This window comes from Exiguobacterium sp. RIT594 (genome assembly GCF_003339585.1).
In the GTDB taxonomy this organism is placed as follows: Bacteria; Bacillota; Bacilli; order Exiguobacteriales; family Exiguobacteriaceae; genus Exiguobacterium_A.
In genome coordinates this window covers 1773302-1799336 of record NZ_QPKF01000001.1, presented here as the reverse complement: position 1 = coordinate 1799336, position 26035 = coordinate 1773302, and the positions used below count along the sequence as shown (strand labels likewise).

Below are 26035 nucleotides of genomic sequence, written 5' to 3'. Positions count from 1 at the left end.
ACAGACGATGGCGGCCATTGCGACACCACAACCGACGAAAACACCAAAGCCAAAAACGAATCACCGGACGATTGCAGCAGCGATATCGATCGTTCCAGGGATGGGGCAACTGTACAATAAACAATTTTTAAAAGGTGCGACATTCTTTATCGTCGTTCTGTCATATTTTTTAGTAAATTTCGAGCTGTTTTTTAAAGGTGCCGGGAACGGTCCTGGAGATCGCGGGGCGATCTGGGGATTGATTACACTCGGTGAGGTACCAGGCGTAAGGGGGGATCACTCGATCTTCTTGATGGTCGAGGGAATCATTGCATTGATTCTGCTTGTGTTTGGTATCGCCATTTACGTCTGGAACTTTATCGATGCGTATCGAATCGGTAAACTTCGTGATTTGGAATTAGAAGTACCTTCTTTGAAAATGCAGCTGCGGAACTTCCGGGACAATGGATTCCCGTACGCGATGCTGATTCCATCGTTGGTTCTCCTCGTCTTCACGGTCGTCTTACCGTTGATTTTCACGTTTTTGATTGCCTTTACGAACTATAAGTTCAACAACTCACCGCCTGCAAAGCTTGTCGACTGGATCGGGATTCAAAACTTCCTGAACATCTTTACGGTCGATATCTTCCGTGACACGTTCGTCAGTGTCTTGGGATGGACGCTCGTCTGGACCGTTGCTTCGACAACCGGTGTCATTGCGATTGGGATTGGTCTTGCGGTCTTGTTAAATCAAAAAGGATTAAAAGGAAAACGTTTCTTCCGTTCGATTTTAATCCTGTCATGGGCTGTACCGGCATTCATCACGATTTTGATTTTCCGTTCGATGTTCAATGAGACATTTGGTGTCTTTAATACGACATTGCTACCGGCAATTGGAATTGACGGCGGTGCCGAATGGATGACGGATCCGACATATACGAAGCTTGCCTTGATCGGCATCCAGTGGTGGCTCGGATTCCCGTACATCATGACATTGACGACAGGGATCTTGCAGTCGATTCCGGAAGATCTATATGAAGCAGCAACGATTGACGGTGCGACGTCGGGCGAGAAGTTCCGCTTGATCACACTACCGATGATCTTGTTTGCAACAGCACCAATCTTGATCACGCAATATACGTTTAACTTCAACAACTTCAATATCATCTATCTCTTTAACAACGGGGGACCGGCTGTTCCGGGTCAATCGGCCGGCGGAACGGATATCCTGATCTCCTGGATTTACAAACTCTCGCTTGGTTCGAATCCGCAATACGGATTTGCCGCGGCGATTACACTTGTGCTGTCGTTCTTCATCATGACGATTGCCGTCATTCAGTTTAAACGTTCAAAATCATTCAAAGATGAGGATATGATCTAATGAGAAAACAAAACCGAATCAATATGGCGTTGTCATACCTCATTTTGACGATCGCCTCAATAATTATCGTGTATCCACTCTTATGGGTTGTCGGCACATCGCTCAACCCGGGAAAAAGCATCACTTCGGATATCTTCCCAAGCAATCCGACATTAATCCATTACTTTGATTTATTTGATGCAACACAAACGGATTATGGCATGTGGTATTTGAACACCATCAAAATCGCTGTCATTACAATGGTCGTCTCAGTCGCATTGATTACGTTGACAGGTTATATCTTTTCACGTTACCGGTTCGTCGGACGTAAAAATTCATTGATCCTGTTCCTCGTACTGCAGATGGTTCCGCAATTTGTTGCCATCATCGCGATTTACGTTCTGTTGAACATGTTGCAATTGTTTGATACGCATTTGGCATTGATTCTCCTGTATGCAGGGGGAGCGATTCCGATGAACACGTATCTTGCGAAAGGATATTTTGATACAATACCAAAAGAACTGGATGAAGCGGCACGGATGGATGGAGCAGGACATCTTCGGATTTTCTGGCAGATCATTCTTCCACTTGCAAAACCAATGGTTGCTGTTATTGCTTTGTTCAACTTCATGGCACCGTTCAACGACTTTATCCTGGCGTCACTTGTTCTCCGTTCACCGGAGAAACAAACGTTAGCTGTTGGATTGTACAACATGGTTTCGGAGCAATTCGATAATAACTTCACATTGTTTGCGGCAGGTGCCGTATTATCAGCAGTACCAATCGTTCTTCTGTTCTTCGCCTTCCAGCGTTTCTTCGTATCTGGATTGACGGCAGGCGGAACGAAAGGTTAATCAATCAAGGGGGAATCAGCGGCATGAGACGAGGCGTGATGCTTCTCCTCTTGCCGCTTCTCTTGTCTATCGGAATGTTTCCGCAGACAAGCGAAGCTGCAGGGTGGGAAAAAGAACGAATGTATTTCATCATGGTCGACCGGTTTGAGAACGGTGACAAAAGTAATGATTTAGAGGCAGATCCAAACGATCCAAAAGCTTTTCAGGGCGGTGACCTGACAGGTGTCACGAAACGTTTGGATTACATCAAGGATGAAGGGTTCACATCGATTTGGCTGACACCGATCTTTAAAAACCGACCAAATGGGTATCATGGATATTGGACGGACGATTATTACGAAATCGATCCGCACTTCGGAACAAAAGAAGAATTTAAAACACTCGTCAAAGAAGCACATAAACGTGATCTTAAAGTCGTACTCGATTTAGTCGTCAACCATTTAGGTCCAAACCATCCGCTCGTAAAAGAAAAACCGGACTGGTTCCATAAAGAGCAGACGATCATGAACTGGAACAATCAAGCGGAAGTCGAGAACAATTGGCTGTTTGATTTACCGGATTTTAATACAGAAAATAAAGAAGTCGTGAAGTACTTGATTGACGTCGCGAACTACTGGGTGGATGAGACCGGAATCGACGGTTACCGACTCGATACAGTCCGTCATGTGCCACCGGCTTTTTGGAAAACTTTCATCCCGGCCGTCAAAAAAGAACATCCGGATCTCTTTTTACTCGGAGAAGTATTTGACGGCGATCCGCGTAAGATTGCGACCTATTCTAAATTAGGATTTGATTCCGTGACGAACTTCCCGTTTTACTACGGGATCAAAGATCAGTTCGCCCGCAAAAATGGTTCAGCGGAAGAACTCGATTCAGTTTATAATCGAGATACTACGTTTAATCCGAAAGCGATGTCATTAGCGAACTTTATTGATAATCATGATTTAAAACGCTTCATTACGGAAGCCAAGATTGGCGGAGCCGCTGATGAGGAACGGCAACTGCGTTTAGCGTTGTTCGCCTTGTATGCAGCACCCGGTATGCCGATCGTCTATCAAGGGACAGAGGTCGCGATGCCTGGTGGCGAAGACCCGGGAAATCGAATGATGATGGAATTCGATAAAAACGATAAGATGCAGGAATATGTACAGACGTTAAATAAGATGCGTAATAACTATCCGGCTTTCGAAACAGGGAAACAACGGCTGGTGGCTAAAACCGATCATATGGCCGTCTTCGAACGAAAAACTAAAGATCAGTCTGTCTTATATGCCATCAATTTAGGGGAAAAGAAAACGACGTTGCGTGTGAAAGCATCAGAAATCGGTGACGATCAACGCCTTCGGGGATTATTATTCTCTGACGTGGTACGTCAAGACGGAGATGCCTATGAAGTGACGCTCGATGCAGGCAGCGCGAACGGCTATGTCGTGGAACGTTCACAGGTCAACTGGGTCTCGCTCGTTGCGATTGGATCAATCGCTCCAATCCTTGCCTTAATCATTTTATTCGTCCATCGACGACGGATCAATCGGACAAAGGAAACACACTAAAATACATTTGTAGGGAAATGATGAGGTGAAAGGGATGCAAGTAACAATCAAGGATGTCGCAAGAGAAGCGAACGTTGCACCATCAACGGTCTCACGTGTAATTGCCAACAGTCCGCGCATCAGTCAAAAAACAAAAGAACGTGTCCGCCAGGCAATGGAGGAGTTAGGTTACTATCCGAACGTTCATGCCCGGAGTCTTGCCAATCGAACGACTCAAGCGATTGGTCTTGTCATGCCGAGTGCGGCAACGAAAACACTGCAAAATCCATTTTTCTCGGAAGTGATTCGCGGCATTAGTACGAAAGCACATCAAAACGGTTATTCCTTATATATGACGACAGGGGTTTCGGAAGAAGAAGTTTACGAAGGCGTTGTCTCGATGGTTCAGGGTCGTCGAGTGGATGGCGTTGTTGTCTTGTATTCCCGAACAGATGACAAGGTCGTTCAATTTTTACAAGATTCGAAGTTTCCGTTCGTCGTTGTCGGGAAACCATTTAGTGATTCCTCACATGTCACGTACGTTGATACGGACAACTATCTTGCAGGACGAGAGGTCACGAAGTATTTACATCAACTCGGACACGAATGCATCGCGTTTGTCGGAGGATCACAGGATTTAGCGGTCACGCAGGAACGGGTTGGCGGGTATAAGACAGCTTTAATGGAAGAGGGACTACCCATCCATGAATCTTATATCGTCAGTGCACCATTCATGACGACTGGTGGAGCGGACGCCGTCAAACGGTTGATGTCGCTGGAACACCCGCCGACGGCTGTTGTCGTCAGTGATGACATGATGGCACTTGGTGTCATGAGTACGCTGAATGAGATGGAAATCAGCGTACCCGATCAAATGGCGGTCGTCAGTTTCAATAATTTATTCATCGCGGAGTTTTCCAGTCCGCCGTTGACGTCGGTTGAAATCAACATCTTCGGCTTAGGATTTGAAGCGACGAACTGTCTGATTGAACAAATGAACGAAGAGGCGACACCTTATGGCAAACGTGTCATTGTTCCTCATTATTTAGTTGTGCGTCAATCTTGTGGCGGCACGGTAAAATAATTGAATACCCTCCCGAAACACCACTTGTCCGTTCAGGAAAAAGTGGTGTTTTTTTTTGGAGAAAAAAGAACCGTAAACCAATCAGGAACACGAAATGACCGTGCGAATCGAAAAAGATTTTTATTTTCGTGCAAACGATTGCATTAACGATGATTATGTGTAGAATAAAGAATGTAGAGAAAATAAAAACGCTTACAAAAAAGATGTTTGAGCATCTATGTGATTAAGAATAAAGGAGCGACTTATAATGAAACGATTGTTTGATATTAATGAGTGGAAAATTACGGAACAGGGTTTTCATCCGGAGGATAACCGCCTTGCTGAATCGATGACGGCGATTGGGAACGGTCATATGGGAATGCGCGGAAACTTTGAAGAAGATTACTCGGGAGACACGCATCAAGGGATGTACGTCGCCGGTGTCTACTACCCAGATAAAACACGAGTCGGTTGGTGGAAAAACGGCTATCCGGAATATTTCGCAAAAGTTTTGAATGCGGTAAACATCATGGGACTTCGTGTTTCAATCAATGGAAAAAATGTCGATTTGAACGAGTGGGAAGTTGTCGACTTCAAACGGGAACTCGATATGCAGCATGGAGTTCTGACGCGGACGATGCTGATCAGAAATGGTGTGGAGGAAACAAAAATTGAATCAAAACGATTCTTTTCAATCGTTGATAAAGAACTGGCTGCACTTCGATATACCGTCACACCCGTCAACTTTGATGCGGAAGTGGTCATCGAATCATACCTTGACGCTGACGTTGAAAACGAAGACTCCAACTATGATGAAAAATTCTGGCTTCCTGTAGAGCACGGAGCGGAAGAGCGATTTGCCTATGTTACTTCTAAAACGAAGAAACTGGATTGGCACGTCACGGCAGCGATGATTACCGATGTCGAGGGTGCGAGATGTGAAGTGCTTGAAAGTACATTACAGTATGTCGCGAATCGTTTCACAAAACAGGTACCGGCAGGCGAAGCGGTGACAGCTGAAAAATTAGTAGCACTCGTGACGAATCGTGATTATGAGATTGAAGACTTATTGGCGCAGGCGATGAAACGTGTCAACGACGCATTTGATACCGGATTTGACGGAGTGCTTGCAGCGCATGAAGCGGCCTGGCTGAAACACTGGGAAGAAGCGGATGTGAAGATTGAAGGCGATGTTGAAGCGCAGCAAGGGATTCGTTTTAACATCTTCCATATGTTCCAAACGTATACAGGCGAAGATTCCCGCTTGAACATTGGACCAAAAGGATTTACCGGAGAAAAATACGGTGGGGCGACTTACTGGGATACAGAAGCTTATTGCCTGAACTTCTATCTTGCGACATCGAAGCCGGATGTTGCCTGGAATTTGTTGAAGTACCGTCATAACCAACTCCCGCAAGCGAAAGAAAATGCGGATAAAAATGTCGGGATGAAGGGTGCTTTATACCCGATGGTGACGATGAACGGGGAAGAGTGCCACAATGAGTGGGAAATTACGCATGAAGAAATTCACCGGAACGGTGCGATTGCCCATGCGATTTATAACTATACGAACTACACAGGAGATACATCCTACCTCGGACAATACGGATTTGAAGTGCTCGTTGAAATCGCACGTTACTGGGCGAGCCGCGTCAACTATGTCCCGCATAAAGATGTCTATATGATTCTTGGTGTAACTGGACCAAATGAATACGAAAATAACGTCAATAACAACTGGTATACGAACTTGATGGCTGCCTGGTGTCTCGAGTACGCGCAGACAGTGTATCGTCACCTGGAGCAGGAAGAACCGGCACGTCTCGAAGAATTAATTCATCAATTAGCTGTCACGGATGAAGAATTAGCCCACTGGGCCGAGATCGATCAAAAAATGTATTATCCGAAAGACGATTCTGTTCCGGATGTATTCATGCAGCAAGACGGCTTCATGGATAAGGAACAGATTATGGTCGCGGATCTTGATCCAAAACATCTCCCGTTAAACCAAAATTGGTCATGGGACCGTGTTCTGCGCTCTGTCTTCATCAAACAGGCCGATGTCTTGCAAGGACTCTATTTCCTGACGGATCGTTTCTCGATCGAAGAGAAGAAGAAAAACTTTGATTTTTATGAGCCGCGGACGGTCCATGAATCATCACTTTCCCCTTGTATCTATTCGATCATTGCGGCTGAAGTCGGTTATGAAGAAAAAGCGATGGAACTCTATCAACGTTCGGCACGGCTCGATCTTGATAACTACAACAACGATACGGAAGATGGTCTCCACATCACGTCGATGGTCGGATCCTGGATGTCGATCGTTCACGGATTTGCCGGACTGCGTGTCGAGCAGGGGACATTGTCCTTCAAGCCGATGTTGCCAAAGGGCTGGACAAGTTATTCGTTCCGGATGCAATGGCGAGGACATCACATTCTCGTTCAAGTCAAACAGAACGAAGTGTGCATTGAACAAAACACAGGTGAAGCCTTTACGTTACAGCTTCACGGTGAACCGGTTGAAGTGCCGGCAGAAGGTGCGGTTACCATTCCAGCTTCAATGACTGTTTAAGAAAACCCGAAAAAAAGAAGGATCTTTATCGCATATGAAACAAGGGGGCGGATGTCAAATCTGCCGCCTTTTTTTGTTTGAGGAAGAATGTGTTCAACTTCTGAAAATGAGAGCGTTACCAAAAAAAGAAATACAATTCTTTCATCATCTTGACTATCCGGACACAATTGTTATGTGCTAAAGTGTTCCAAGATAGTTTACGAATGAGAGGAGAACAAGGTGTGACAGCGGTTGTAAAGGAAAGTATGTTAAAAGTGATTGTCGCCTCGATTGGCGGGTTCGTCATCGCAGTAGCGATGAACTGGTTCTTGATTCCAAGTGGTGTTTACTCGACAGGATTTACGGGACTTGCCCAGATTTTAACGCAGGTGTTACAAGGAACGGCGTTTGCTTTCGGGGAAAACGTCTGGTTCTTAGTCTTGAATCTGCCATTGATTGTTTTAGCATGGATAATGCTCGGACGCAGTTTTACCATTATTACATTGATATCGGTTTTGGCGACAACGATTTTTATCGGACTTATTCCTCAGTATGCTGTTATTCCGGGTGATCAAACACTCAATGCCGTATTTGGCGGGGTCTTACTGGCAATCGGAACCGGAATTACGATTAAATTCGGGGCATCGACGGGTGGCTTTGATATCGTGGCATTGATTTTTGCCCGTTTCTCCGACCGGAGCGTCGGGTTATACCTGTTTGTGTTGAACTTCCTGATTGCAATCCTTGCAGGAGCATTGTTTGGTTGGTCGACGGCACTTTATACGATTGTCTTCATTTATGTCACGTCGAAAGTCGTTGATGAAATCCATACAAGCAATCAACGGTTGACGATTTTCATCATTACGAATCATGCCGACGATATTACGACGGCACTTCACCAACACATCATTCGAGGCATCACCCAGATGCCGGCAATCGGTACGTATTCACGGGCTGAGAAGTCGACGCTGATGATGGTCATCGAACGGCACGAGTTGCGCGATATCGAGCGGATTTGCCGCGATGCAGACGAAACGGTGTTCATCAACGTCGTTGCAACAGATTCTGTAGTCGGGTACTTCCGCAAAGGATGAGGTTGAACAAAAAAAGGCCGGCTTTTCTGTCTGATGGACAGAGAAGCCGGCTTTGTTTAATGACATCAAATCAGACCGAGAACATGTTTCAGGTAGTAGGCAATCCCGTCTTCCTGGTTCGACTTCGTTGTGCCGTTAGCAACCAGTTTTAACGCACCGATGGCATTGCCCATTGCGACACCATGCCCGACATACTCGAGCATTTCCAAGTCATTTTCTTCATCACCAAAAGCAATGATCTGTTTTTGTTCAATCCCGAGATGACGCGAGACTTGTTGTAAACCGATGGCTTTACTCGTACCTTTTCGCATGACCTCGACCATATATTCCGGTTTGACCCATTGGCGGTTTAAGACCGTTTCGGCATGAATGCTCGAAAGTTCGGACCGGATTTCCTGGACATGTTCGCCTTTCGCATGAATCAGCAGGGATGTCGGTTCATGTTGCAAGACCTTTCGTAAATCACCTGTCGTCACGGATAAGGCATGATCCGTGTAGAATTCATAAATACCGGTCGGATCGTTTTGGAAGTAAACATGATCCGTTACTTCGCAGACGATATTTTGTGTTTTCGAGTCCGCTACCGATTCCAAGATGTGCTGAACGGTTTTCAGCGGAATCGGATGATGGCTGACTTCAAAATGACGGTCTTGCGGATGGTGAACAAGTCCGCCGTTAAAATTGACGATCGGTGTCGTCAATCCGAGTTCGTCGTAATAGCGTTTGGCATGCCGGAAAGGACGCCCTGTCGCGATGACGACTTCATGACCGTTGTCGCGTGCAGTTCTTAACGCGTGTAAGTTGGCCTGACTGATGGTTTTGTCGTCGCGTAATAATGTCCCGTCCAAATCGACGGCAATCAGATGACGTTGCATAGGATACTCACTCCACTCTGGATTCATTACGCTTACTGTAGCATAATCGGCTGAAAAATATCTGGAATTGTCTGCTTTTTGAATTCAGGAAAGCGTTTAAAAAAATCGGAGAAAAGCTGTCTATGGTCCTAAAAAATGATATACTACGAAACGTAGGACATTAAAAAAGTAAGTTAAGAAATGGAGGGGGAAGAATGCGTTTTCTCGTTACATTCTTCTGGTCGTTCTTACTCGTGAACACAGCTGTGTTCATCGTATCAGCGGTCGATGCAGTCACGTATAACTTCGGATTCGCGACAGCTATGTCAGTCGTGACTTCACTTGTCGTCTTCGCACTTGATGCAGTCAACGAAGATCTTGGTCTTGGTCAAGGGACAAAGGCAGAATAAGTTAAAAGCGAGATATCGTCATTTGGACGATAGGCTCGCTTTTTATAGTTTAGGAGGCAAGCGATGATTGTACTTAAAAATGTAACCCTGGCCGGGGAATTAACGGATGTATGGGTTGGTGGCGGAAAGATTCTCGCCATCGGTTCCTATACAATGGACGACCGGCTGATTACGCAGACGATTGACGGATCAGGCAAACATCTGATCCCGGGATTGCTCGATGGACATGTTCATCCGATTGGTGGAGGCGGGGAAGGCGGTTTTTCGACACGGACATCGCCCCTTTCGGCGACTGATTTTTTGGAAGCCGGTGTCACGACCGTCGTCGGATTGCTGGGAACAGATGGATGGACGCGGACCGGAATCGATCTGCTCGCCCACGTACGGGGTTATACGAGTCAAGGTATCCGTTCCTTCCTCTTGTCAGGCAGTTACGCCGTCCCGCCAGTTTCAATTACGAAATCGATTGCAGAAGATATCCTGTTGATCAACGAAGTCATCGGGATCGGTGAGATTGCCATTAACGACCATCGTTCGACACAACCGACTGTCCATGAGGTGGCCCGCCTTGCTTCGCAAGCACGGATTGCCGGTCTTTTGAAGGGAGTCCGGGGAACGATGAATGTTCATATCGGTGACGGAAAACACGCGCTTGACCTGCTAGAAGAGGTGGTCGAAACGACGGATCTTCCGATTACACAATTTTTACCGACCCACATTAACCGTAGCGAACGGATATTTGACGCCGGTTTACGTTGGGCGAAACAAGGTGGACGGATTGATTTTACGACCTGTACGACGGAAGCGTTCATTGAAGAAGGGGAGATACCAGCAGGTCAGGCACTACAGCGTGCTCTTGCTGCCGGCATCCCGTTACCCCAGATTACGATGTCCAGTGACGCCGGGGCCAGCTTACCCGCCTTTGATGAAAGCGGGAAACTGCTTCGTCTTGAGACCGGAAAGCCGACATCGATTTTGGATGCGGTCCGTGATGCGGTGAAACATGGCGTACAATTAAAGGACGCGATCCGAACGGTTACATCAAACGTTGCAGAAGCATATGGCATTTCCGGAGGACTCATCCAGGAAGGCGAGCGTGCTGATCTGTTACTGATTGATGACGCTTTGCAAATCGATACGATTCTTGCAGAGGGGCGTGCTATAATGATTCAGAAAAAATGGCTGTTGCCAAAATGACGGAGGGATACTGTGTCAAAGAAATCTAACCGTGTAAAACCAACAAAAAAACCGCAATCGAAAGCCAACTGGATTACAGCTGGTGTGATCGCGCTGATCGTCTTAATCGGGGCGACGATGTTACTGTTTATGGATCGAGAGGATTCTGCATCGAAAAACGGCAATTTAACGGCCAGTCAAGTGGCGGATAAGCTGAAATCCGGCGATGAATTTTACACGTATTTTTATCAGACGGGATGCGTACACTGTGAGAAAGTAAAGCCGTATTTAGTACCGCTCGGTGAGAAACAGGACATTCCATTTGAACAAATTGATCTGGCAGTTGAACAGTCGGCTTGGGATACGTTTGCCATCGAAGGGACACCAACCGTCGTTCATTTCAAAGACGGAAAAGAAGTCAGCCGGGTATCCGGTGAGCAGACAGAAGACGCCTATAAAGAATTTTTTGCCGGTAAAGCGGTTAAAAATTCTGAAGAAGAATCGTCAGGTGATTTAAATGATTAAAAAATGGTTTTTTACACAACTGTTTGAACTGAACGGTCATCCAACCGTCGCGAAACAACTGCGCCGCTTTGCGATGAGCCCGGTCAGCCGACCGCTGATCCAACCGTTCGTCAAAATGTATGATTTACAAATGCAAGAGGCCGATCAGCCCCTTGCATCATATAAGACGCTCCATCAATTGTTCGTTCGAAACTTAAAAGAAACGGTTCGTCCGGTTGACAATTCAGAACAGGCTGTCGTCAGCCCGTGTGATGGCGTTTTATCCGTTGTCGAGGATTTGACGGAAGACAGCCGTTTTACCGTCAAAGGACAGACGTATTCGGTGTCCGAGCTGCTCGGCTCGCATCACGAGGCTCAAAATTACATCGGCGGTCAGGTATTGATTTTTTACCTCAGTCCGCAAAATTACCATCGTGTCCATGTACCGGTTGACGGGACAATCCGGACAAGTTACACGCTCGGACGTGATTCGGCACCGGTCAACGATTTAGGTCTTTCCTATGGAAAACGACCGTTGACACGGAACTACCGTCGGGTCACACGTATCACACATGGTGAACATGCAATTGAACATGTCATGGTCGGTGCCTTGAACGTGAATACCATCGTCCAAACGAATCAAAATCGAGAAGTCAGACGGGGTGACGAGTTCGGCTATTTCTCGTTCGGTTCAACGGTCGTCTTGATTTGCCCGAAAGATGCCATCACACTAGAAGCGAATATTAAAGGTCCGGTTTTGATGGGGCAACGCATCGGTTATTGGAATTCATGAATGGAGACGCTCCCGTTACGAAGGGAGCGTTTCGTCATGCTTAGGAGGAAATTGTCATGCAGGTTTTAATGTTTACGGGGGCATCGGGTTCATCACTTCAAATTTACGGGGCCTTATTCATTTTTTTAGTGACCTATGCATTCATCATCAGTGAAAAAATCAGCCGGGCGATTGTCGCCTTGTTAGGTGCATTGGCAATGGTGATATTCGGGATTGTCCGGTTGGAATCCGCCTTGTTTGAATACGTTGAGTGGGGAACAATCGTCTTATTGATCGGGATGATGATTTTAGTGACGATTGCCAATCAATCGGGATTGTTTGAATACATTGCTATTCGGGCGGCTAAAAAAACAAAGGGAGATCCGGTGAAAATCTTGATTTTATTGTCCGGATTGACGGCACTCGGTTCTGCCTTTTTAGACAATGTCACGACGGTCCTGTTGATTGTTCCGATTACGTTTTCGATTACGAAGGTCTTAAAAATCAAGCCGTTTCCGTTTTTACTGGCGGAAGTCCTGTTTGCCAACATCGGTGGAACGGCCACGTTGATCGGTGACCCTCCGAACATCATGATTGGAGCCGCTAATCCGCACTTGACGTTCAATGCCTTTTTATTGAATCTCGCACCTGTGATTGTGTTGATTACAGTCGTGACGATCGGTATTTTGTATCTGATTTTCCGTAAACACTTACACGTGGAACCGGAAAATCAACAAAAATTAATGGAAATCGACGAAAACAGCTACATCGTCAGCCGTAAATTAGTCACGCGCAGTAGTATCGTCCTGATAAGTACGATTGCGTTGTTCGTTATTCATCCGTTACTGAGTCGAATCGGGCTTCATTTGGAAGCCCCGGCCATCGCAATCCTTGGAGCGACTGTCTTAATGCTGCTGACGATTGAAAATAACCACCAATTGGAAGAAGTATTCGCCCGAGTGGAATGGACGACGATCTTTTTCTTCGCCGGACTATTTATTCTGGTAGGTGGAATTCAGGAAGTGGGCGTCATCCGCTTCTTGGCAGAAAAAACGATTACATTGACAGGCGGAGACATCCAAACGACAGCAACTGCTGTTCTTTGGTTATCCGGTATTGCCAGTGCAACGATTGATAATATTCCCTTCGTCGCGACGATGATTCCGTTGATCAACGATGTGGCGACAGGAATCGGTTTGTCGCCGGACAGCCCGCAAGTCGACGTCCTGTGGTGGTCTTTGTCGCTCGGAGCATGTCTCGGGGGGAACGGAACATTGATTGGTGCATCTGCCAATGTGATCGTTGCGGGACTAGCGACGCGTCAAGGGGAGAAGTTCACCTACGGACGATTCTTACTTTACGGGGCCCCGATTACGATCGTGACACTCATTTTGTCGCAACTCTATTTATGGATCCGCTATTATTGAAGAGAATTTTTGAAACGGAAGAGACCTGTGCTCTTCCGTTTTCTTTTGGTCGTCGCTCTATCAAATGGATTGTGCTATAATCGAACGATAAGAACATAACTGTTTCTTAAACTTAACTATAGAGCTAGACCATTATCTGGAGGTTTTATTCTTGTTTAAACGACTTTATCCAAAACATTTTGTGGCGTCGATTTATGATATCGACTTAGAGATGTTAAAACGAAACGGTGTCAAAGCAATTTTGACGGATCTTGATAATACACTTGTTGCTTGGAATATTGCCGATGCTCCAGACGAATTGGTGTCATGGCTCGACATGGTGAATAACCAATACGGATTTGACGTCATCATCGTCTCGAATAATAACGGCGATCGAGTCAAGAAATTTGCGGATCCACTTGGCTTACATTATATTGCACCGGCCCGTAAACCTTTACCGATTGGTTTCAAACGTGCGTTGACAGAATTTGGTTATCACGCGAAGGAAGTTGTCTTCCTTGGAGATCAATTGTTTACCGATGTGTTAGGCGCAAATTCAGTAGGTATCGAAGTCATCCACGTTCAGCCCGTCGTCAAGACAGACGGTGTCGTCACAAAATTTAATCGCTTGATGGAACGGTTGATTTTCCGTCGGATGAAACGTAAAGGCATCTACAAATTGACGCAACGTGTCAAAGAAGATCCGGCAGCGTTAAAACACCCGATTGAGACGCTTCGTCAAGATAAGCAACAATGACCCTGTCATACCGGTAGATGAAAGGATAGGCAGCAGTCGCAACATGTACGGCAAAAGGTCGGAAGTTACGCTCTTGGAGTGGCGTGCAGGGCGCTACGTTGAATAGAGAAGGGAAAGTCCCGATGCGGCTCAACACACACATGGAAGAAATCAATTGCGCAGGCTGTGGTGTCGCGATCCAGACAGAGGATCCGAAAGCACCTGGTTATGCGCCTAAATCTGCACTTGACCGGGAAATGGTCATTTGCCAACGTTGTTTTAAACTGAAGCATTACAACCAAATTCAAGACGTCGCATTAACGGACGATGATTTTGTCAAAATCTTAGATGGAATCGGTCAAAAAGATGCATTAGTCGTTAAGATCGTTGATATCTTTGATTTCAATGGAAGTTGGTTACCTGGATTACACCGTTTCGTCGGAAAAAATGATGTTTTGCTCGTCGGAAACAAAGCCGACTTGCTACCGAAATCACTTAATCCGAACCGTCTGATGAACTGGATGCGCCAAACATCAAAAGAGCTGGGCTTACGTCCGGTCGACGTCCATCTGATCAGTGCGAAAAAAGGACACGGTGTGGATGAACTGGCAGAGAAAATCGATTATTACCGCAAAGGACGCGACGTTTACGTCGTCGGCTGTACGAACGTCGGTAAATCGACATTGATTAACCAAGTCATTAAACGATTCGGGGAAGAAGAAGAGGCGGTCATCACAGTCAGTCACTTCCCGGGAACGACACTTGATTTAATTGACATTCCGCTGGACGATAACTGTAATCTGTACGATACACCAGGGATCATCAATCATCACCAAATGGCACATTACGTGGATGCAAGAGACTTGAAATTGATTACGCCGAAAAAAGAAATCAAACCGCAAGTGTTCCAAATTCATCCACAACAAACATTGTTCTTCGGTGGTCTGGCTCGTCTTGACTACATGGAAGGCAACAAACGGTCATTCGTCATCTATATGTCAAATGATTTGAAAGTACACCGGACGAAGCTCGATAAAGCAGACGATCTGTATGCGAATCATAACGGAGAATTGTTATCACCGCCGAATGAGAAGACGCTTGAGATGCTTCCGCCGCTCGTTCGACACGAGTTCAGTCTACGCGACAACATGAAAACGGATATCGTTTTCAGTGGACTCGGTTGGGTGGCAGTTCACGGAAAAGGCGGACGAGTTGCTGCCTATGCACCAAAAGGTGTTGCTGTCTCATTACGTGAGGCGCTTGTCTGATGCAATTTGCTGTCATCGGTCATCCGATTGCCCATTCACTTTCACCCATGTTGCACGAAACATGGCTGAAAGCGGCTGGGCTTTTCGGTTGTTATACCACGTTAGATGTCGAAGGGGACGGGCTGGAAGCGTTCGTTCAGAAGGTAAGAAAACGGCAGTTTGATGGAATCAATGTGACGATTCCACATAAGTCGGCCATCATTCCTTTTCTTGATCGTCTGGAGCCGGCAGCAGCCCGCGCCGGTGCCGTCAATACCGTCTACTGGGACGGGGAGGAACTGGTCGGTGCCAATACGGACGGAACCGGATTTGCCCGTGCCCTTGCGACACGAACGAATGCGAAAAACAGTTTAGTGATTGGAGCAGGCGGAGCAGCCCGCGGAATTATTCCGATGCTTCCCGGTCATGTTACTGTCATGAACCGGACGAATCAGACGGCTGAACAGGTGGCTGCTGAATTCGGACAATCTGCTGTTCCGTGGTCAAGCACTCTGGATTTGACGCCATATGATGTCGTCATCAATACGACTTCTGTCGGAATGGCGCCCGCGATTGATCAGACGCCGATTGAATTGACAGCGACGGCGGCTTTGATTTGTGATATTATTTATCGACCGACCCCGACCCGTCTTTTGCGGGAAGCGACCGCAAACGGGCTTGATACACTTGATGGTGTTTTAATGTTTGTACTACAAGCGGCTGAAGCATTTGAACGCTTCACCGGTCATAAACCTGACATCGCTCTCGGCGAGCAGGTGATTAGAAAGCAATTGGAGGAATCATAATATGTTAACAGGTAAACAAAAACGGTATTTACGCGCAACGGCTCACGACTTAAGCCCGATTTTCCAAGTCGGAAAAAACGGTGTTGGTGAAGCGATGTGTGCAGACTTGATGGATGCACTCGAAAAACGTGAACTTTTGAAAGTACAAGTGCTTCAAAACTGTGCTGACGCTCCGAAAGATGTCGCGGCTGAGCTCGTTGACGGAACGAATGCCGAACTCGTTCAAGTCATCGGAAAAGTCATCGTTCTCTACAAGGAATCGAAAGAGAATAAGACACTTCAATTACCGCGATGAAGATCGGTTTGATGGGCGGAACGTTTGATCCACCCCATATCGGTCATCTGCTGATTGCCGAACAAGCGAAAGAGCAACTTCAACTGGATGCGGTCTGGTTTTTGCCGGCAAAACTGCCTCCGCACAAACAATCGACCGTGACGAGTGCGGCGAAACGGCTGGAACTTGTCCGAGCAGCCGTCCGGGACAATCAGGATTTTTCAGTCTCCGAGATTGAGTTCGAACGGGAAACGAAATCGTACACGTTTGATACAATCCGGGAACTGAAGAGACGTTATCCCGAGCATGCATTCTTTTTCCTGATTGGTGCGGATTCATTAGTCAGTTTAGGGACATGGCACCGGTCGGAAGAGTTGTACAAGGAAATCGAGTTCGGGGCAGTCGCACGTCCGGGCAGTCGTTATCTGATTCCGGAAGGTGCGCGTGTCACAGCAGTCGATATGCCGTTGCTTGAAGTCTCTTCGACCGATATCCGGCAACGGGTGGCGAGAGGACGCAGTATTCGTTATCTCGTTCCGGAACCGGTCCGACAATTAATCGAGGAGTGGAACCTCTATGCGACTTGAAGAAGCGAAACGAATCATTAAGGAAACATTGCCTGAAAAACGCTACATCCATACACTCGGTGTCGTCGAGACCGCCATTCAAATGGCACGACAATACGGAGTTCAAGAAGACAAGGCTGCTTTGGCAGCCATGCTGCACGATTATGCGAAATATCGGAATGTGTCCGAGATGCAACGTGTAGCAGTGGAACTTGGACTGGATGAATTACTCAATTATGATGAAGAATTATTGCATGCACCGGTCGGGGCAGAGCTCGTCAAGCGAGAACTCGGGGTGGAAGACGCTGATATTTATCAAGCCATCGCCAACCATACGACGGGTGCTCCGAACATGCCGCTGCTCGATCAAGTCATTTTTGTCGCAGATGCGATTGAACCGAATCGTCATTATCCGGGTGTCGAACAGCTTCGGCAAATCGCGCAGGAAGATTTGACGCAAGCTGTCATAGCGACACTTGTTCAGACGATTTCATTTTTATGCAAAAAACAAACAGTGATTTTTCCGTTGACGATTGAGACGTATAATGCGTTCGTGCCGGAAAAACGAAAGGGGACCGTCCTATGACAGTCGAACAAGAATTAAAATTAATCGTAAATGCAATTGATGATAAGCGTGCCGAGGACATCGTCGTACTCGACATGTCGAGCATTTCACCGATCGCGGATTACTTCGTAATTTGTGAAGGGAACTCGGAAAAACAAGTGCAAGCCATCGCGCGTGAAGTGAAAGAAGTCGCGCACAAAAATGAATTACCGATCAAACGACTAGAAGGAATGGACGCGGCACGCTGGGTCCTCGCAGATCTTGAGAACGTTGTCGTTCATGTCTTCCACCGTGATGACCGTGATTACTACAACCTTGAGAAGCTATGGGCAGATGCTCCTAAAGTCGAAGTCGAGATTGACTAATGGCGTACGAACAGTTTGCGTATGTCTATGACGAACTGATGCAAGACGTCCCGTATCCCGAATGGGTCGCGTGGGTACTTGAACAGGTCGAGCCCGGCAAGCGAATTGCGGATATCGGTTGCGGAACCGGAACGGCAACCTTGTTACTGGCTGACCATTATGAAGTCACCGGTGTCGACTTATCGGAAGAGATGCTTGAAATTGCCCAAGAAAAAGCAATGGAGACCAATCGGCACGTTGATTTTTGGGTACAGGACATGCGGGAACTGGAATTGCCGGAACCGGTGGATGCGATAACGATTTTATGTGATTCCTTGAATTACTTGCAGACGGAAGCAGATGTCAAACAGACGTTCGACAGTGCAGCACGTTTGTTGACGGACGGTGGAAAGTTGTTGTTTGATGTTCATTCCCCTTATAAAATGGAGACATTATTTAACGGGAAAACATACGCCACCCATGCCGAGCAAAGTTCGTATATCTGGTTCGCGGATCCCGGTGAAGAACCGTTATCGGTTGTCCATGAACTGACCTTCTTTATTGAAGGCGAGGACGGCCGGTACGATCGTGTCGATGAGACACATCATCAACGGACGTATCCGCCGGAACAATATATCACTTGGTTGCGCGAAGCAGGTTTTCGTGTATGTGCCGTAACCGGTGATTTTACATCCGATGCACCGACTGAAACAGCCGAACGTATTTTTTTCGTTGCTGAAAAAATATAAAGTATCCAACCATCAACAGAAATCATGTTGATGGTTTTTTTGATGTTGTTTTCTGTTGAACCGATGGATGATTTAATCAAAGGGAAGAATACAGGCGGTCAGGAGAGGCGCGTCACCGGAAAATGAAGATTAGTCCTGTTCATAAGCAGCGGGAAGACTGATACAGTCGAGAAAACAGGAGGGATATGGATGACGATTCCACGCTTGCAACAGGTAGCGACGCTGGCGGTTGTTCTCTTACTGATTGTTGTCTTATTCGTTCCGCTGCCTTCATGTTCCAACGAAGCATTGGTTGAAAAACCGGCCGTCGTCGAGCGGGAACAGGAAGCACGGGCAGAAGAGCAGTCGTCGGATCAGACGCTGATCCGGAAAAAAATCATGGTTGATATCAAAGGGGCGGTCAAGCGGCCCGGTCCATACAGTTTCCGACTCGGTGATCGCGTTCAAGATGCCATTAAACGAGCGGAAGTGACGGCGGAAGCGGACATCAAACAACTTAATCTAGCAGCACGTTTAATTGACGGTCAGGAAGTGATTGTTCCGACCAGGAAAAAGACCAAGTCATCAAAGAAGGCAGTGCCCGAAAGGTCTGAACAAGCGAAAGTGCCAAAAGGATTAGTTGATTTAAACGCAGCGACGGAAGAACAACTGTTGGAAGTACCGGGAATCGGTCCTGCAAAGGCCGATGCGATTTTACAATACCGAGAAGAAAAGGGCGGCTTTGCAACATATGAGAATCTTGGCGATGTGAAAGGGTTTGGACCGAAGACGTTGGAAAATCTGAAAGCTTATCTCATCGTCTACTGATGCCGCTGTTGCCTTTGTTTTTTATGATCGGACTCATCGCTTTAAAAGAATCTCTGTGGCTGGTCGCGGTTTGTTCGATGATTCTTGTACTGAAATCCTGGTCGATGTCGAAGTACTCTGCTTTCTCCCTCGTTGGACTGACGATTGTATTTTTAATGAGTATGACGACAGAACAGCTGATTAAACCGATTCAGGTCATCGATATTCTGGACGCGAAGCAGAATGGCGACAGAATCCGTTATCTCGCCGAATCCAAAAATCAGCAAATCGTTGTCGCCGCCACGTTAGATGAAAAAACAGACATCGACTATGAGCGAATCGGACAACGGTGTGAAGTCGAGTTGGAGGAACGGCCGGTATTGCCTCGAGTGAATCTGGGCGGTTTTGATGAAGCCCGTTGGATGCGAATCGAGCAGTTACGAGGGAAATATGAGGTCGTAACGTGGGGGGGATGTACTGAGACACCGGGACTTGGGGCGAATGGACGCCGTATTCGTCAGCAGTGGATGACGCGGATTGAGCAACTTCCGCTCAAACAAGCCTTGTACGTGGAAGCCTTAGTATTAGGGGAAGATCGTTTGATGGATCAGACGACGATGGAACGTTTCAAAAAGTTCGGTTTGCTTCATGCGATTGTTATTTCCGGTTCACATATCGCCTTTTTAATTGTGACGATGTTATGGCTTTTAAAAAAACTGCGGTTGACACGGGAACGGAGATTTGAATTTCTATTAATGACCCTGCCGTTGTATGGATGGTTGACGGAGTGGAGTGCTCCGGTCACACGTGCAGTGTGTGTTGCCATGGTACTACTGTTTTGTCACCGGATCAACCGGCGACCGGATCCCTTGGTGGTCAGCGGTACAATCGGGGCATTTCAATTGGCAGTCTCGTATACGTATCTGTACGATGTTGGATTTCAACTGACCGTCGGATTGACGATCTTTTTATTACTGTCCCGCAGGATGTGGGAAACGATCAAACGTCCCTGGAACTGGTTGCTGATTAGCTTTTGGGCGCAAATCATGACAAGTCTAGTCCTGCAATTGGCCCAACAGACAGAAGTTTCCTTTTGGTCCCCGCTGTTGAATTTGATTGTCGGGGGATGGATTGAGTGGGTGATTCTCCCGCTGTCTTTCCTGGTCAGTGCAACTGTGCTGATTCCGTCGTCTGATAATCTGATCGGTCTGCATGGTCAGGCTACTTCTTTTTTGGATCAAGCATTGACGTGGGCGGAGAAACTCCCCGTCCCAACCGTTGCGGTTCATCTTTTTTCGCTTCCTGTGTTTCTGATTGTGACAGGAGTGGTCCTCACAGGCTGGTGGTTGGCTGAGCGCAAATGGTTCGGTCATCTGGTCCCGCTGATCGGGCTGCTCGTAGCGAGTCTTTATATGGATCAGCAAACGCCGGAACGAATCACCTTTCTTGACGTCGGACAGGGAGACAGCACCATCATCGAAAAAGCAGGAGAAACGTTTGTCATTGATACAGGGGGAGCATTTTCCTTATCAATTCGCCCTCCGTTACGTCCGTTTGATCCGGGAGGGCAAATCGTAGCCCCGTTTTTACATACGCGGGGAGAAACGCGGATTGAAGGGCTGGTCGTCACGCATGCGGACCATGATCATATCGGCGGGTTGCCGGGGGTCTTGCGAAAAATTCAAGTTGATACGATTTATATGGGACAGTTCGACAATCAAGATCCGAAACGGCACGCGTTGATCGAACAGATTGAAGCGACCGGAACCCGCATTGAATACATTCGCTCAGGACAACGGATTCGTCCCTGGCTCAAGGTAGTGGCTCCTGCAGCGAACGAGGAAGAAGAAAATGACCGGTCGGTCGTCTTACTTGCTGACGTTGCCGGGAAACGTGTCTTATTGACGGGAGATGCGAGTATCGATCAAGAGGAAACATGGTCCGTCCCCAAAGTCGACATTTTAAAAGCGGGGCATCACGGTTCAAAAACGTCAACTGGAGAACAGCTTTTGCAGAAAACGGATCCGGAACTGGTCATCATTTCAGCAGGACGAAATAACCGGTATGGTCATCCTCATGCAGAAGTATTGGAGCGGACGAGGAATCGGGATGTCATGCGGACCGATCAATCGGGAATGATAACTTGTTCTGCAACAGGCTGTGAACCTATGCTAAAATAAAAAACAGCAACCCCCCAAGGTTGCTGTTTTACTGATTATAGGCTTAAGAATTTAATGACGACGCCAATGATGAACAAGACTGCGAAAAAACCGAACGATGCGCCAAAACCGACCGCTGAGTCAAGCGCGTCATTACGTTTTGACTGAATGTCGTTTTCAAACGCATTCTCACTTGGTGGACGTACTGAATGTGCCATGCTGCATTCCCCCTAAAAATAGATTCCGCTTCTAGTATAGCGGAATAAAAGAGGATTATCTATGATGAAGTTAAGAACAAACTGTGAAATGTGGTGGGGAAGATGAAAACACCTTGGCTTGTCAACGGAAAACTGGCGAACCTTTATTTATTATATGGAACGGAACGACATCTTTTGGAAGAATGGGAACGTGAAATCGTTAAAGCCGCATTGCCGGACGGCGAACGCTTTGATTACATGAAGATTGATTTAAACGATCAACCGCTCGATGCGGTACTCGATGAAGCGGAAACGGTCCCTTTTTTAAGTGATTACCGTGTCGTCATCGCTAAACCGGCTACTTTTTTGACCGGTGCAAAGGACAAGAAAACACATAACGTAGAGCGGTTGACTGAATACATCGTCCAACCTGCGGATTACGCGGTTGTCGTTTTGATTGTCGAGGCGGAAAAACTGGATGAGCGAAAAACGATTGTCAAACGGTTAAAAGACCGGGCTGTCATACTCGAAGCAAAAAAACCGACGACGGAAGAACTGTTTCGTTTCGTGATGGATGCTGTCAACGACAAAGGATACCGGATGGAACGCCCTGCCATCGAACGATTGATTTTCCTGACGGGTGAGATGTGGGCGACACTGACACGTGAACTGGATAAACTCATGCTCTATGCCGGAGATCATCCAACGATTGAACTGGAAGATGTTAATTTACTTGTGCCGCGGACGTTAGAGGATAATGTGTTCCAACTGACGGATTATCTGATGAAACGTCAACTTGAACCGGCGATTCGATTGATTCGTGATCTCGAAAAGCAGGGACAGGAAGTGTTGGCGTTACTTGGATTGATGGCACGACAGTACCGGATGATGCTGCTGTCCAAACGTCTGGCGGAACAAGGGTACGGGGAACGGCAAATCGCGTCCAAAGTCGGGGCACATCCATATGCAATCAAACTCGCCCTACAGGCTGGTAAACGATTTACGTTCGCGCAGCTCGAACAGGCATTGGTCGCAATCACGACGACAGACGAGGGTATGAAGACAGGCCGAGGGGACAAGCGGATATTGTTTGATGCCCTGATTGTCCGGCTCGCTACATTATAGGAGGCAGAGCAGATGGAGATTCGAATCATTTCAGCAACAGAGGTCATTCCACTTCGAAAAGAAGTATTACGTCCCAACCAGCCGATTGAAATGTGTGTCTATCCGGACGATGATCTCGAGTCCACTTTTCATTTAGGAGCCGTCAAAGACGGGCGGATTGTAGCTATCGGTACTTTCTCCAATCGTCCTCATGAGGTGTATCCGGAATTGACCTATCAATTACGCGGAATGGCATCGAGTCCTGCTGTCCGTGGAGAAGGATATGGCAAAGCATTGTTAGAAGAGGCACGAAACCGACTGAAAGCAAAAGATGCAGACGGTTGGTGGTGTAACGCCCGACTCAATGCCGTTCCTTTTTACGAACGATTAGGTTTGACGGTTGCAAGCGAGTCATTCGAAATTGAAGGAATCGGTCCGCATCATGTCATGGTAGATCGTTTCTGAGAAAAAAGAAAAACCATCTGACAAGACAGTCAGATGGTTTTTAGATGCAAAAAAATCACCACCGGAGCGGGCTCCGAGAGGTGATCGATCACTGTATCCTTCAAAGAAGAATTAAAGTGCGTTTACGAGACGAGCGAGACGTGATTTGTCACGACCAGCTTTGTTGCTGTGGATAAGACCTTTAGCAGCAGCTTTGTCGATTTTCTTAGATGCTGTGTTGAAAGCTACGAGCGCTTGCTCTTTGTTGCCTTCAGTAGCGAAAGTTTCGACTGCTTTGATAGCTGAACGCATAGACGATTTACGTTGTACGTTAGCGACGCGGCGTTTTTCAGCTGTTTTAACACGCTTGATTGCTGATTTAATGTTAGCCATGGATGATTCACCTCCAAGAAAACTCATTCGAGATTTATATTCGCATATCTGCATTTATCGTTCAACAGAACAAACACAATTGTAGCAAACGTTTTTCTTAAAAGCAATAACAGCTCTAGGGTTTCTTTCGATTTTTGTTTTTTTGGAAAACAAAACGAGATGGTGCACCCCGTGTGATTTTTGGTATAATGAAGCGTATGTACGTTTGACTATAAGGTAAGGTGACTATAAACATGAATAATGCAGATCGTTTAAAGCGGCAAAAAAGTATTCGTAATTTCTCTATCATCGCCCATATCGACCACGGGAAATCGACACTTGCTGACCGTATTTTAGAAAAAACAGGTGCTTTGACATCACGTGAGATGAAAGATCAGACACTGGATGCGATGGACTTGGAACGTGAACGTGGGATTACCATTAAGTTGAATGCTGTTCAATTGAAGTATACGGCAAAAGATGGTGAGGAATATATCCTCCATCTGATTGATACACCGGGACACGTCGACTTCACATACGAAGTTTCCCGTTCCCTCGCAGCTTGTGAAGGAGCTGTCCTCGTCGTTGATGCGGCGCAAGGCATCGAAGCACAAACACTGGCTAACGTGTATTTGGCACTGGATAACGACTTGGAAATCTTGCCGATCATCAATAAGATTGATTTGCCTTCAGCAGACGTCGAACGTGTTCGTCAAGAGATTGAAGACGTAATTGGACTGGATGCTTCTGAAGCGGTTCCGACATCCGCGAAAGCCGGTATCGGGATTGAAGAAATCCTTGAGCAAATCGTTGCGAAAGTTCCGGCACCGACGGGTGATCCGGAAGCACCGCTCGAAGCGTTGATTTTCGATTCGTATTATGATGCCTACCGTGGTGTCGTTGCGTCGATTCGTGTTGTCAACGGGACGGTTAAAGTCGGTGACAAGATTCGGATGATGTCGACCGGAAAAGACTTTGAAGTCTTGGAACTCGCGGTCTCGACACCGAAACCGCTCCGCCAAAAAGAATTGACGGTAGGAGATGTCGGTACGTTATCGGCTTCGATTAAAACAGTTGGTGATGTTCGCGTTGGGGATACGATTACCTTGGCGAAACAGCCGGCGACAGAAGCTTTACCAGGATACCGGAAGATGAACCCGATGGTATACTGCGGTCTGTATCCGATTGATGCAGCACGCTATAATGATTTACGTGAAGCGCTCGAACGTCTTCAATTGAGTGACGCCGCACTTGAATTCGAGCCGGAAACATCACAGGCACTCGGATTCGGTTTCCGTTGCGGATTCCTTGGTATGCTTCACATGGAAATCATTCAGGAACGGATCGAACGCGAATTCAACATCGATATGATCACGACGGCCCCATCGGTTATCTATCATGTGACGACGACGGCCGGAGAAGTACTTCATGTCGATAACCCGTCGAAGATGCCGGAACAACAAAAAGTCGAGTTCATCGAAGAGCCGTACGTTAAAGCAGCCGTTATGACGCCAAACGACTATGTCGGTGCCATCATGGAGCTCTGTCAAAAGAAACGCGGGACGTTCATCGATATGGAATACATCGATACGGCACGTGTTAAAATCACGTATGAACTCCCGTTATCGGAAATCGTCTATGATTTCTTTGATCAGTTGAAATCAAGCACAAAAGGATATGCGTCGCTGGATTATGAATTAATCGGCTATCAGCAATCGCGTCTTGTTAAGATGGATATCTTACTCAACAATGAAAACGTCGATGCCTTGAGTTTCATCGTTCACCGTGATTTTGCGTACGAACGTGGGAAAGTCATCGTTGATAAATTAAAAGCACTCATTCCGCGGATGCAGTTCGAAGTACCGATTCAAGCGGCCGTCGGAACGAAGATTGTCGCCCGTTCGACAATCAAAGCGTTACGGAAAAACGTTCTCGCCAAGTGTTACGGAGGAGACATCTCGCGTAAACGTAAATTGCTCGAGAAGCAAAAAGAAGGTAAGAAACGCATGAAGATGGTAGGCTCGGTAGAGGTACCGCAAGAAGCCTTCATGTCGGTTCTGTCGATGGATGAAGATTAAGGAAGACACAAAGGGGGCGTTTCTGGCGCACCCTTTTTCTGTTTAAGTGAAGAAAG

Annotated in this window: 27 protein-coding genes; 24 read left to right on the top strand and 3 right to left on the bottom strand. The window is 46.8% G+C overall.

All coding sequences use genetic code 11. The features are described from left to right. Nucleotides 1–7 precede the first annotated feature (7 nt). The 6 genes from DVG79_RS09335 (at nucleotide 8) to DVG79_RS09310 (ending at nucleotide 8430) form a co-directional block, all read left to right on the top strand. Nucleotides 8–1360: a carbohydrate ABC transporter permease gene (locus DVG79_RS09335; RefSeq protein ID WP_114596459.1), complete on the top strand. Its 1353-nt coding sequence runs from the start codon at nucleotides 8–10 to the stop codon at nucleotides 1358–1360. Continuing rightward, complete coding sequence (locus tag DVG79_RS09330; protein WP_012369657.1) at nucleotides 1360–2193, top strand: sugar ABC transporter permease; 834 nt, start codon at nucleotides 1360–1362, stop codon at nucleotides 2191–2193. The genes DVG79_RS09335 and DVG79_RS09330 overlap by 1 nt, the downstream gene beginning before the upstream one ends. 23 nt (nucleotides 2194–2216) lie before the next feature. Further along, complete coding sequence (locus DVG79_RS09325) at nucleotides 2217–3746, top strand: alpha-amylase family glycosyl hydrolase (protein ID WP_114596458.1); 1530 nt, start codon at nucleotides 2217–2219, stop codon at nucleotides 3744–3746. Between the two features lie 34 nt (nucleotides 3747–3780). After that, a complete protein-coding gene (locus DVG79_RS09320; protein WP_026829042.1) occupies nucleotides 3781–4809 on the top strand; it encodes a LacI family DNA-binding transcriptional regulator in 1029 nt (342 codons plus the stop codon). Between the two features lie 247 nt (nucleotides 4810–5056). Then, a complete protein-coding gene (locus tag DVG79_RS09315; RefSeq protein WP_114596457.1) occupies nucleotides 5057–7357 on the top strand; it encodes a glycoside hydrolase family 65 protein in 2301 nt (766 codons plus the stop codon). Between the two features lie 221 nt (nucleotides 7358–7578). Beyond that, nucleotides 7579–8430 carry a YitT family protein gene (locus DVG79_RS09310; RefSeq protein WP_012369661.1) on the top strand — a complete coding sequence of 284 codons (852 nt, stop codon included), beginning with the start codon at nucleotides 7579–7581 and terminating at the stop codon, nucleotides 8428–8430. A gap of 65 nt (nucleotides 8431–8495) precedes the next feature. Here DVG79_RS09310 and DVG79_RS09305 read toward each other — a convergent pair whose 3' ends face one another. Continuing rightward, nucleotides 8496–9305, bottom strand: coding sequence for a Cof-type HAD-IIB family hydrolase (locus DVG79_RS09305; RefSeq protein ID WP_114596455.1), 810 nt, complete (start codon nucleotides 9303–9305; stop codon nucleotides 8496–8498). 194 nt (nucleotides 9306–9499) lie between these two features. Between DVG79_RS09305 and DVG79_RS09300 the strand changes: the two genes are divergently transcribed. The 15 genes from DVG79_RS09300 to DVG79_RS09230 all read left to right on the top strand — a co-directional run bounded on the left by DVG79_RS09300 (nucleotide 9500) and on the right by DVG79_RS09230 (nucleotide 21805). Next, on the top strand, nucleotides 9500–9694 hold the full coding sequence (locus DVG79_RS09300; RefSeq protein ID WP_012369663.1) for a YjzD family protein: 195 nt from the start codon (nucleotides 9500–9502) through the stop codon (nucleotides 9692–9694). A 63-nt stretch (nucleotides 9695–9757) separates the two neighbouring features. Further along, nucleotides 9758–10891: a beta-aspartyl-peptidase gene (gene iadA, locus DVG79_RS09295; RefSeq protein WP_114596454.1), complete on the top strand. Its 1134-nt coding sequence runs from the start codon at nucleotides 9758–9760 to the stop codon at nucleotides 10889–10891. Between the two features lie 12 nt (nucleotides 10892–10903). Continuing rightward, a complete protein-coding gene (locus DVG79_RS09290; RefSeq protein ID WP_114596453.1) occupies nucleotides 10904–11395 on the top strand; it encodes a thioredoxin family protein in 492 nt (163 codons plus the stop codon). Beyond that, nucleotides 11388–12167 (top strand): phosphatidylserine decarboxylase, encoded by a 780-nt coding sequence (locus tag DVG79_RS09285; RefSeq protein WP_114596452.1) that lies wholly within the window; start codon nucleotides 11388–11390, stop codon nucleotides 12165–12167. The genes DVG79_RS09290 and DVG79_RS09285 overlap by 8 nt, the downstream gene beginning before the upstream one ends. 56 nt (nucleotides 12168–12223) lie before the next feature. After that, nucleotides 12224–13573 carry an ArsB/NhaD family transporter gene (locus DVG79_RS09280; RefSeq protein ID WP_114596451.1) on the top strand — a complete coding sequence of 450 codons (1350 nt, stop codon included), beginning with the start codon at nucleotides 12224–12226 and terminating at the stop codon, nucleotides 13571–13573. 151 nt (nucleotides 13574–13724) lie between these two features. Then, nucleotides 13725–14309, top strand: a complete 585-nt coding sequence (locus tag DVG79_RS09275; RefSeq protein ID WP_026829034.1) for a YqeG family HAD IIIA-type phosphatase — start codon at nucleotides 13725–13727, stop codon at nucleotides 14307–14309. Between the two features lie 140 nt (nucleotides 14310–14449). After that, nucleotides 14450–15556, top strand: a complete 1107-nt coding sequence (yqeH, locus tag DVG79_RS09270) for a ribosome biogenesis GTPase YqeH (protein WP_026829033.1) — start codon at nucleotides 14450–14452, stop codon at nucleotides 15554–15556. Next, entirely contained in the window at nucleotides 15556–16341 is a 786-nt protein-coding gene (gene aroE, locus DVG79_RS09265) for a shikimate dehydrogenase (protein WP_114596450.1), read from the top strand. The genes yqeH and aroE overlap by 1 nt, the downstream gene beginning before the upstream one ends. A 1-nt stretch (nucleotide 16342) precedes the next feature. Beyond that, nucleotides 16343–16636 carry a ribosome assembly RNA-binding protein YhbY gene (gene yhbY, locus DVG79_RS09260; RefSeq protein ID WP_012369671.1) on the top strand — a complete coding sequence of 98 codons (294 nt, stop codon included), beginning with the start codon at nucleotides 16343–16345 and terminating at the stop codon, nucleotides 16634–16636. Continuing rightward, nucleotides 16633–17202, top strand: coding sequence for a nicotinate-nucleotide adenylyltransferase (gene nadD, locus DVG79_RS09255; RefSeq protein WP_114596449.1), 570 nt, complete (start codon nucleotides 16633–16635; stop codon nucleotides 17200–17202). The genes yhbY and nadD overlap by 4 nt, the downstream gene beginning before the upstream one ends. Beyond that, a complete protein-coding gene (yqeK, locus tag DVG79_RS09250) occupies nucleotides 17192–17767 on the top strand; it encodes a bis(5'-nucleosyl)-tetraphosphatase (symmetrical) YqeK (RefSeq protein WP_114596448.1) in 576 nt (191 codons plus the stop codon). Before nadD ends, yqeK begins: the two co-directional genes overlap by 11 nt. Beyond that, the gene (gene rsfS / locus DVG79_RS09245; RefSeq protein ID WP_012369674.1) at nucleotides 17764–18111 is read left to right on the top strand and encodes a ribosome silencing factor; all 348 of its coding nucleotides are present in this window, start codon (nucleotides 17764–17766) and stop codon (nucleotides 18109–18111) included. Before yqeK ends, rsfS begins: the two co-directional genes overlap by 4 nt. Beyond that, nucleotides 18111–18839 carry a class I SAM-dependent DNA methyltransferase gene (locus DVG79_RS09240; protein WP_114596447.1) on the top strand — a complete coding sequence of 243 codons (729 nt, stop codon included), beginning with the start codon at nucleotides 18111–18113 and terminating at the stop codon, nucleotides 18837–18839. Before rsfS ends, DVG79_RS09240 begins: the two co-directional genes overlap by 1 nt. A gap of 189 nt (nucleotides 18840–19028) precedes the next feature. Continuing rightward, nucleotides 19029–19646: a helix-hairpin-helix domain-containing protein gene (locus DVG79_RS09235; protein WP_114596446.1), complete on the top strand. Its 618-nt coding sequence runs from the start codon at nucleotides 19029–19031 to the stop codon at nucleotides 19644–19646. A gap of 77 nt (nucleotides 19647–19723) precedes the next feature. Further along, complete coding sequence (locus DVG79_RS09230) at nucleotides 19724–21805, top strand: DNA internalization-related competence protein ComEC/Rec2 (protein ID WP_233494565.1); 2082 nt, start codon at nucleotides 19724–19726, stop codon at nucleotides 21803–21805. Between the two features lie 35 nt (nucleotides 21806–21840). Here the strand turns inward: DVG79_RS09230 and DVG79_RS09225 are convergent, their stop codons facing one another. After that, entirely contained in the window at nucleotides 21841–22002 is a 162-nt protein-coding gene (locus DVG79_RS09225; protein WP_012369678.1) for a YqzM family protein, read from the bottom strand. A 102-nt stretch (nucleotides 22003–22104) separates the two neighbouring features. Here DVG79_RS09225 and holA point away from each other — a divergent pair, with 102 nt between their 5' ends. Both holA and DVG79_RS09215 read left to right on the top strand, forming a co-directional pair. Next, nucleotides 22105–23106 carry a DNA polymerase III subunit delta gene (gene holA / locus DVG79_RS09220; RefSeq protein ID WP_114596444.1) on the top strand — a complete coding sequence of 334 codons (1002 nt, stop codon included), beginning with the start codon at nucleotides 22105–22107 and terminating at the stop codon, nucleotides 23104–23106. Between the two features lie 12 nt (nucleotides 23107–23118). Continuing rightward, entirely contained in the window at nucleotides 23119–23550 is a 432-nt protein-coding gene (locus DVG79_RS09215) for a GNAT family N-acetyltransferase (RefSeq protein ID WP_114596443.1), read from the top strand. Nucleotides 23551–23661: 111 nt separating this feature from the next. Here DVG79_RS09215 and rpsT read toward each other — a convergent pair whose 3' ends face one another. Then, entirely contained in the window at nucleotides 23662–23922 is a 261-nt protein-coding gene (gene rpsT / locus DVG79_RS09210) for a 30S ribosomal protein S20 (RefSeq protein ID WP_012369681.1), read from the bottom strand. Between the two features lie 233 nt (nucleotides 23923–24155). Here rpsT and lepA point away from each other — a divergent pair, with 233 nt between their 5' ends. Further along, nucleotides 24156–25979: a translation elongation factor 4 gene (gene lepA, locus DVG79_RS09205; protein ID WP_114596442.1), complete on the top strand. Its 1824-nt coding sequence runs from the start codon at nucleotides 24156–24158 to the stop codon at nucleotides 25977–25979. Nucleotides 25980–26035: the final 56 nt, after the last annotated feature.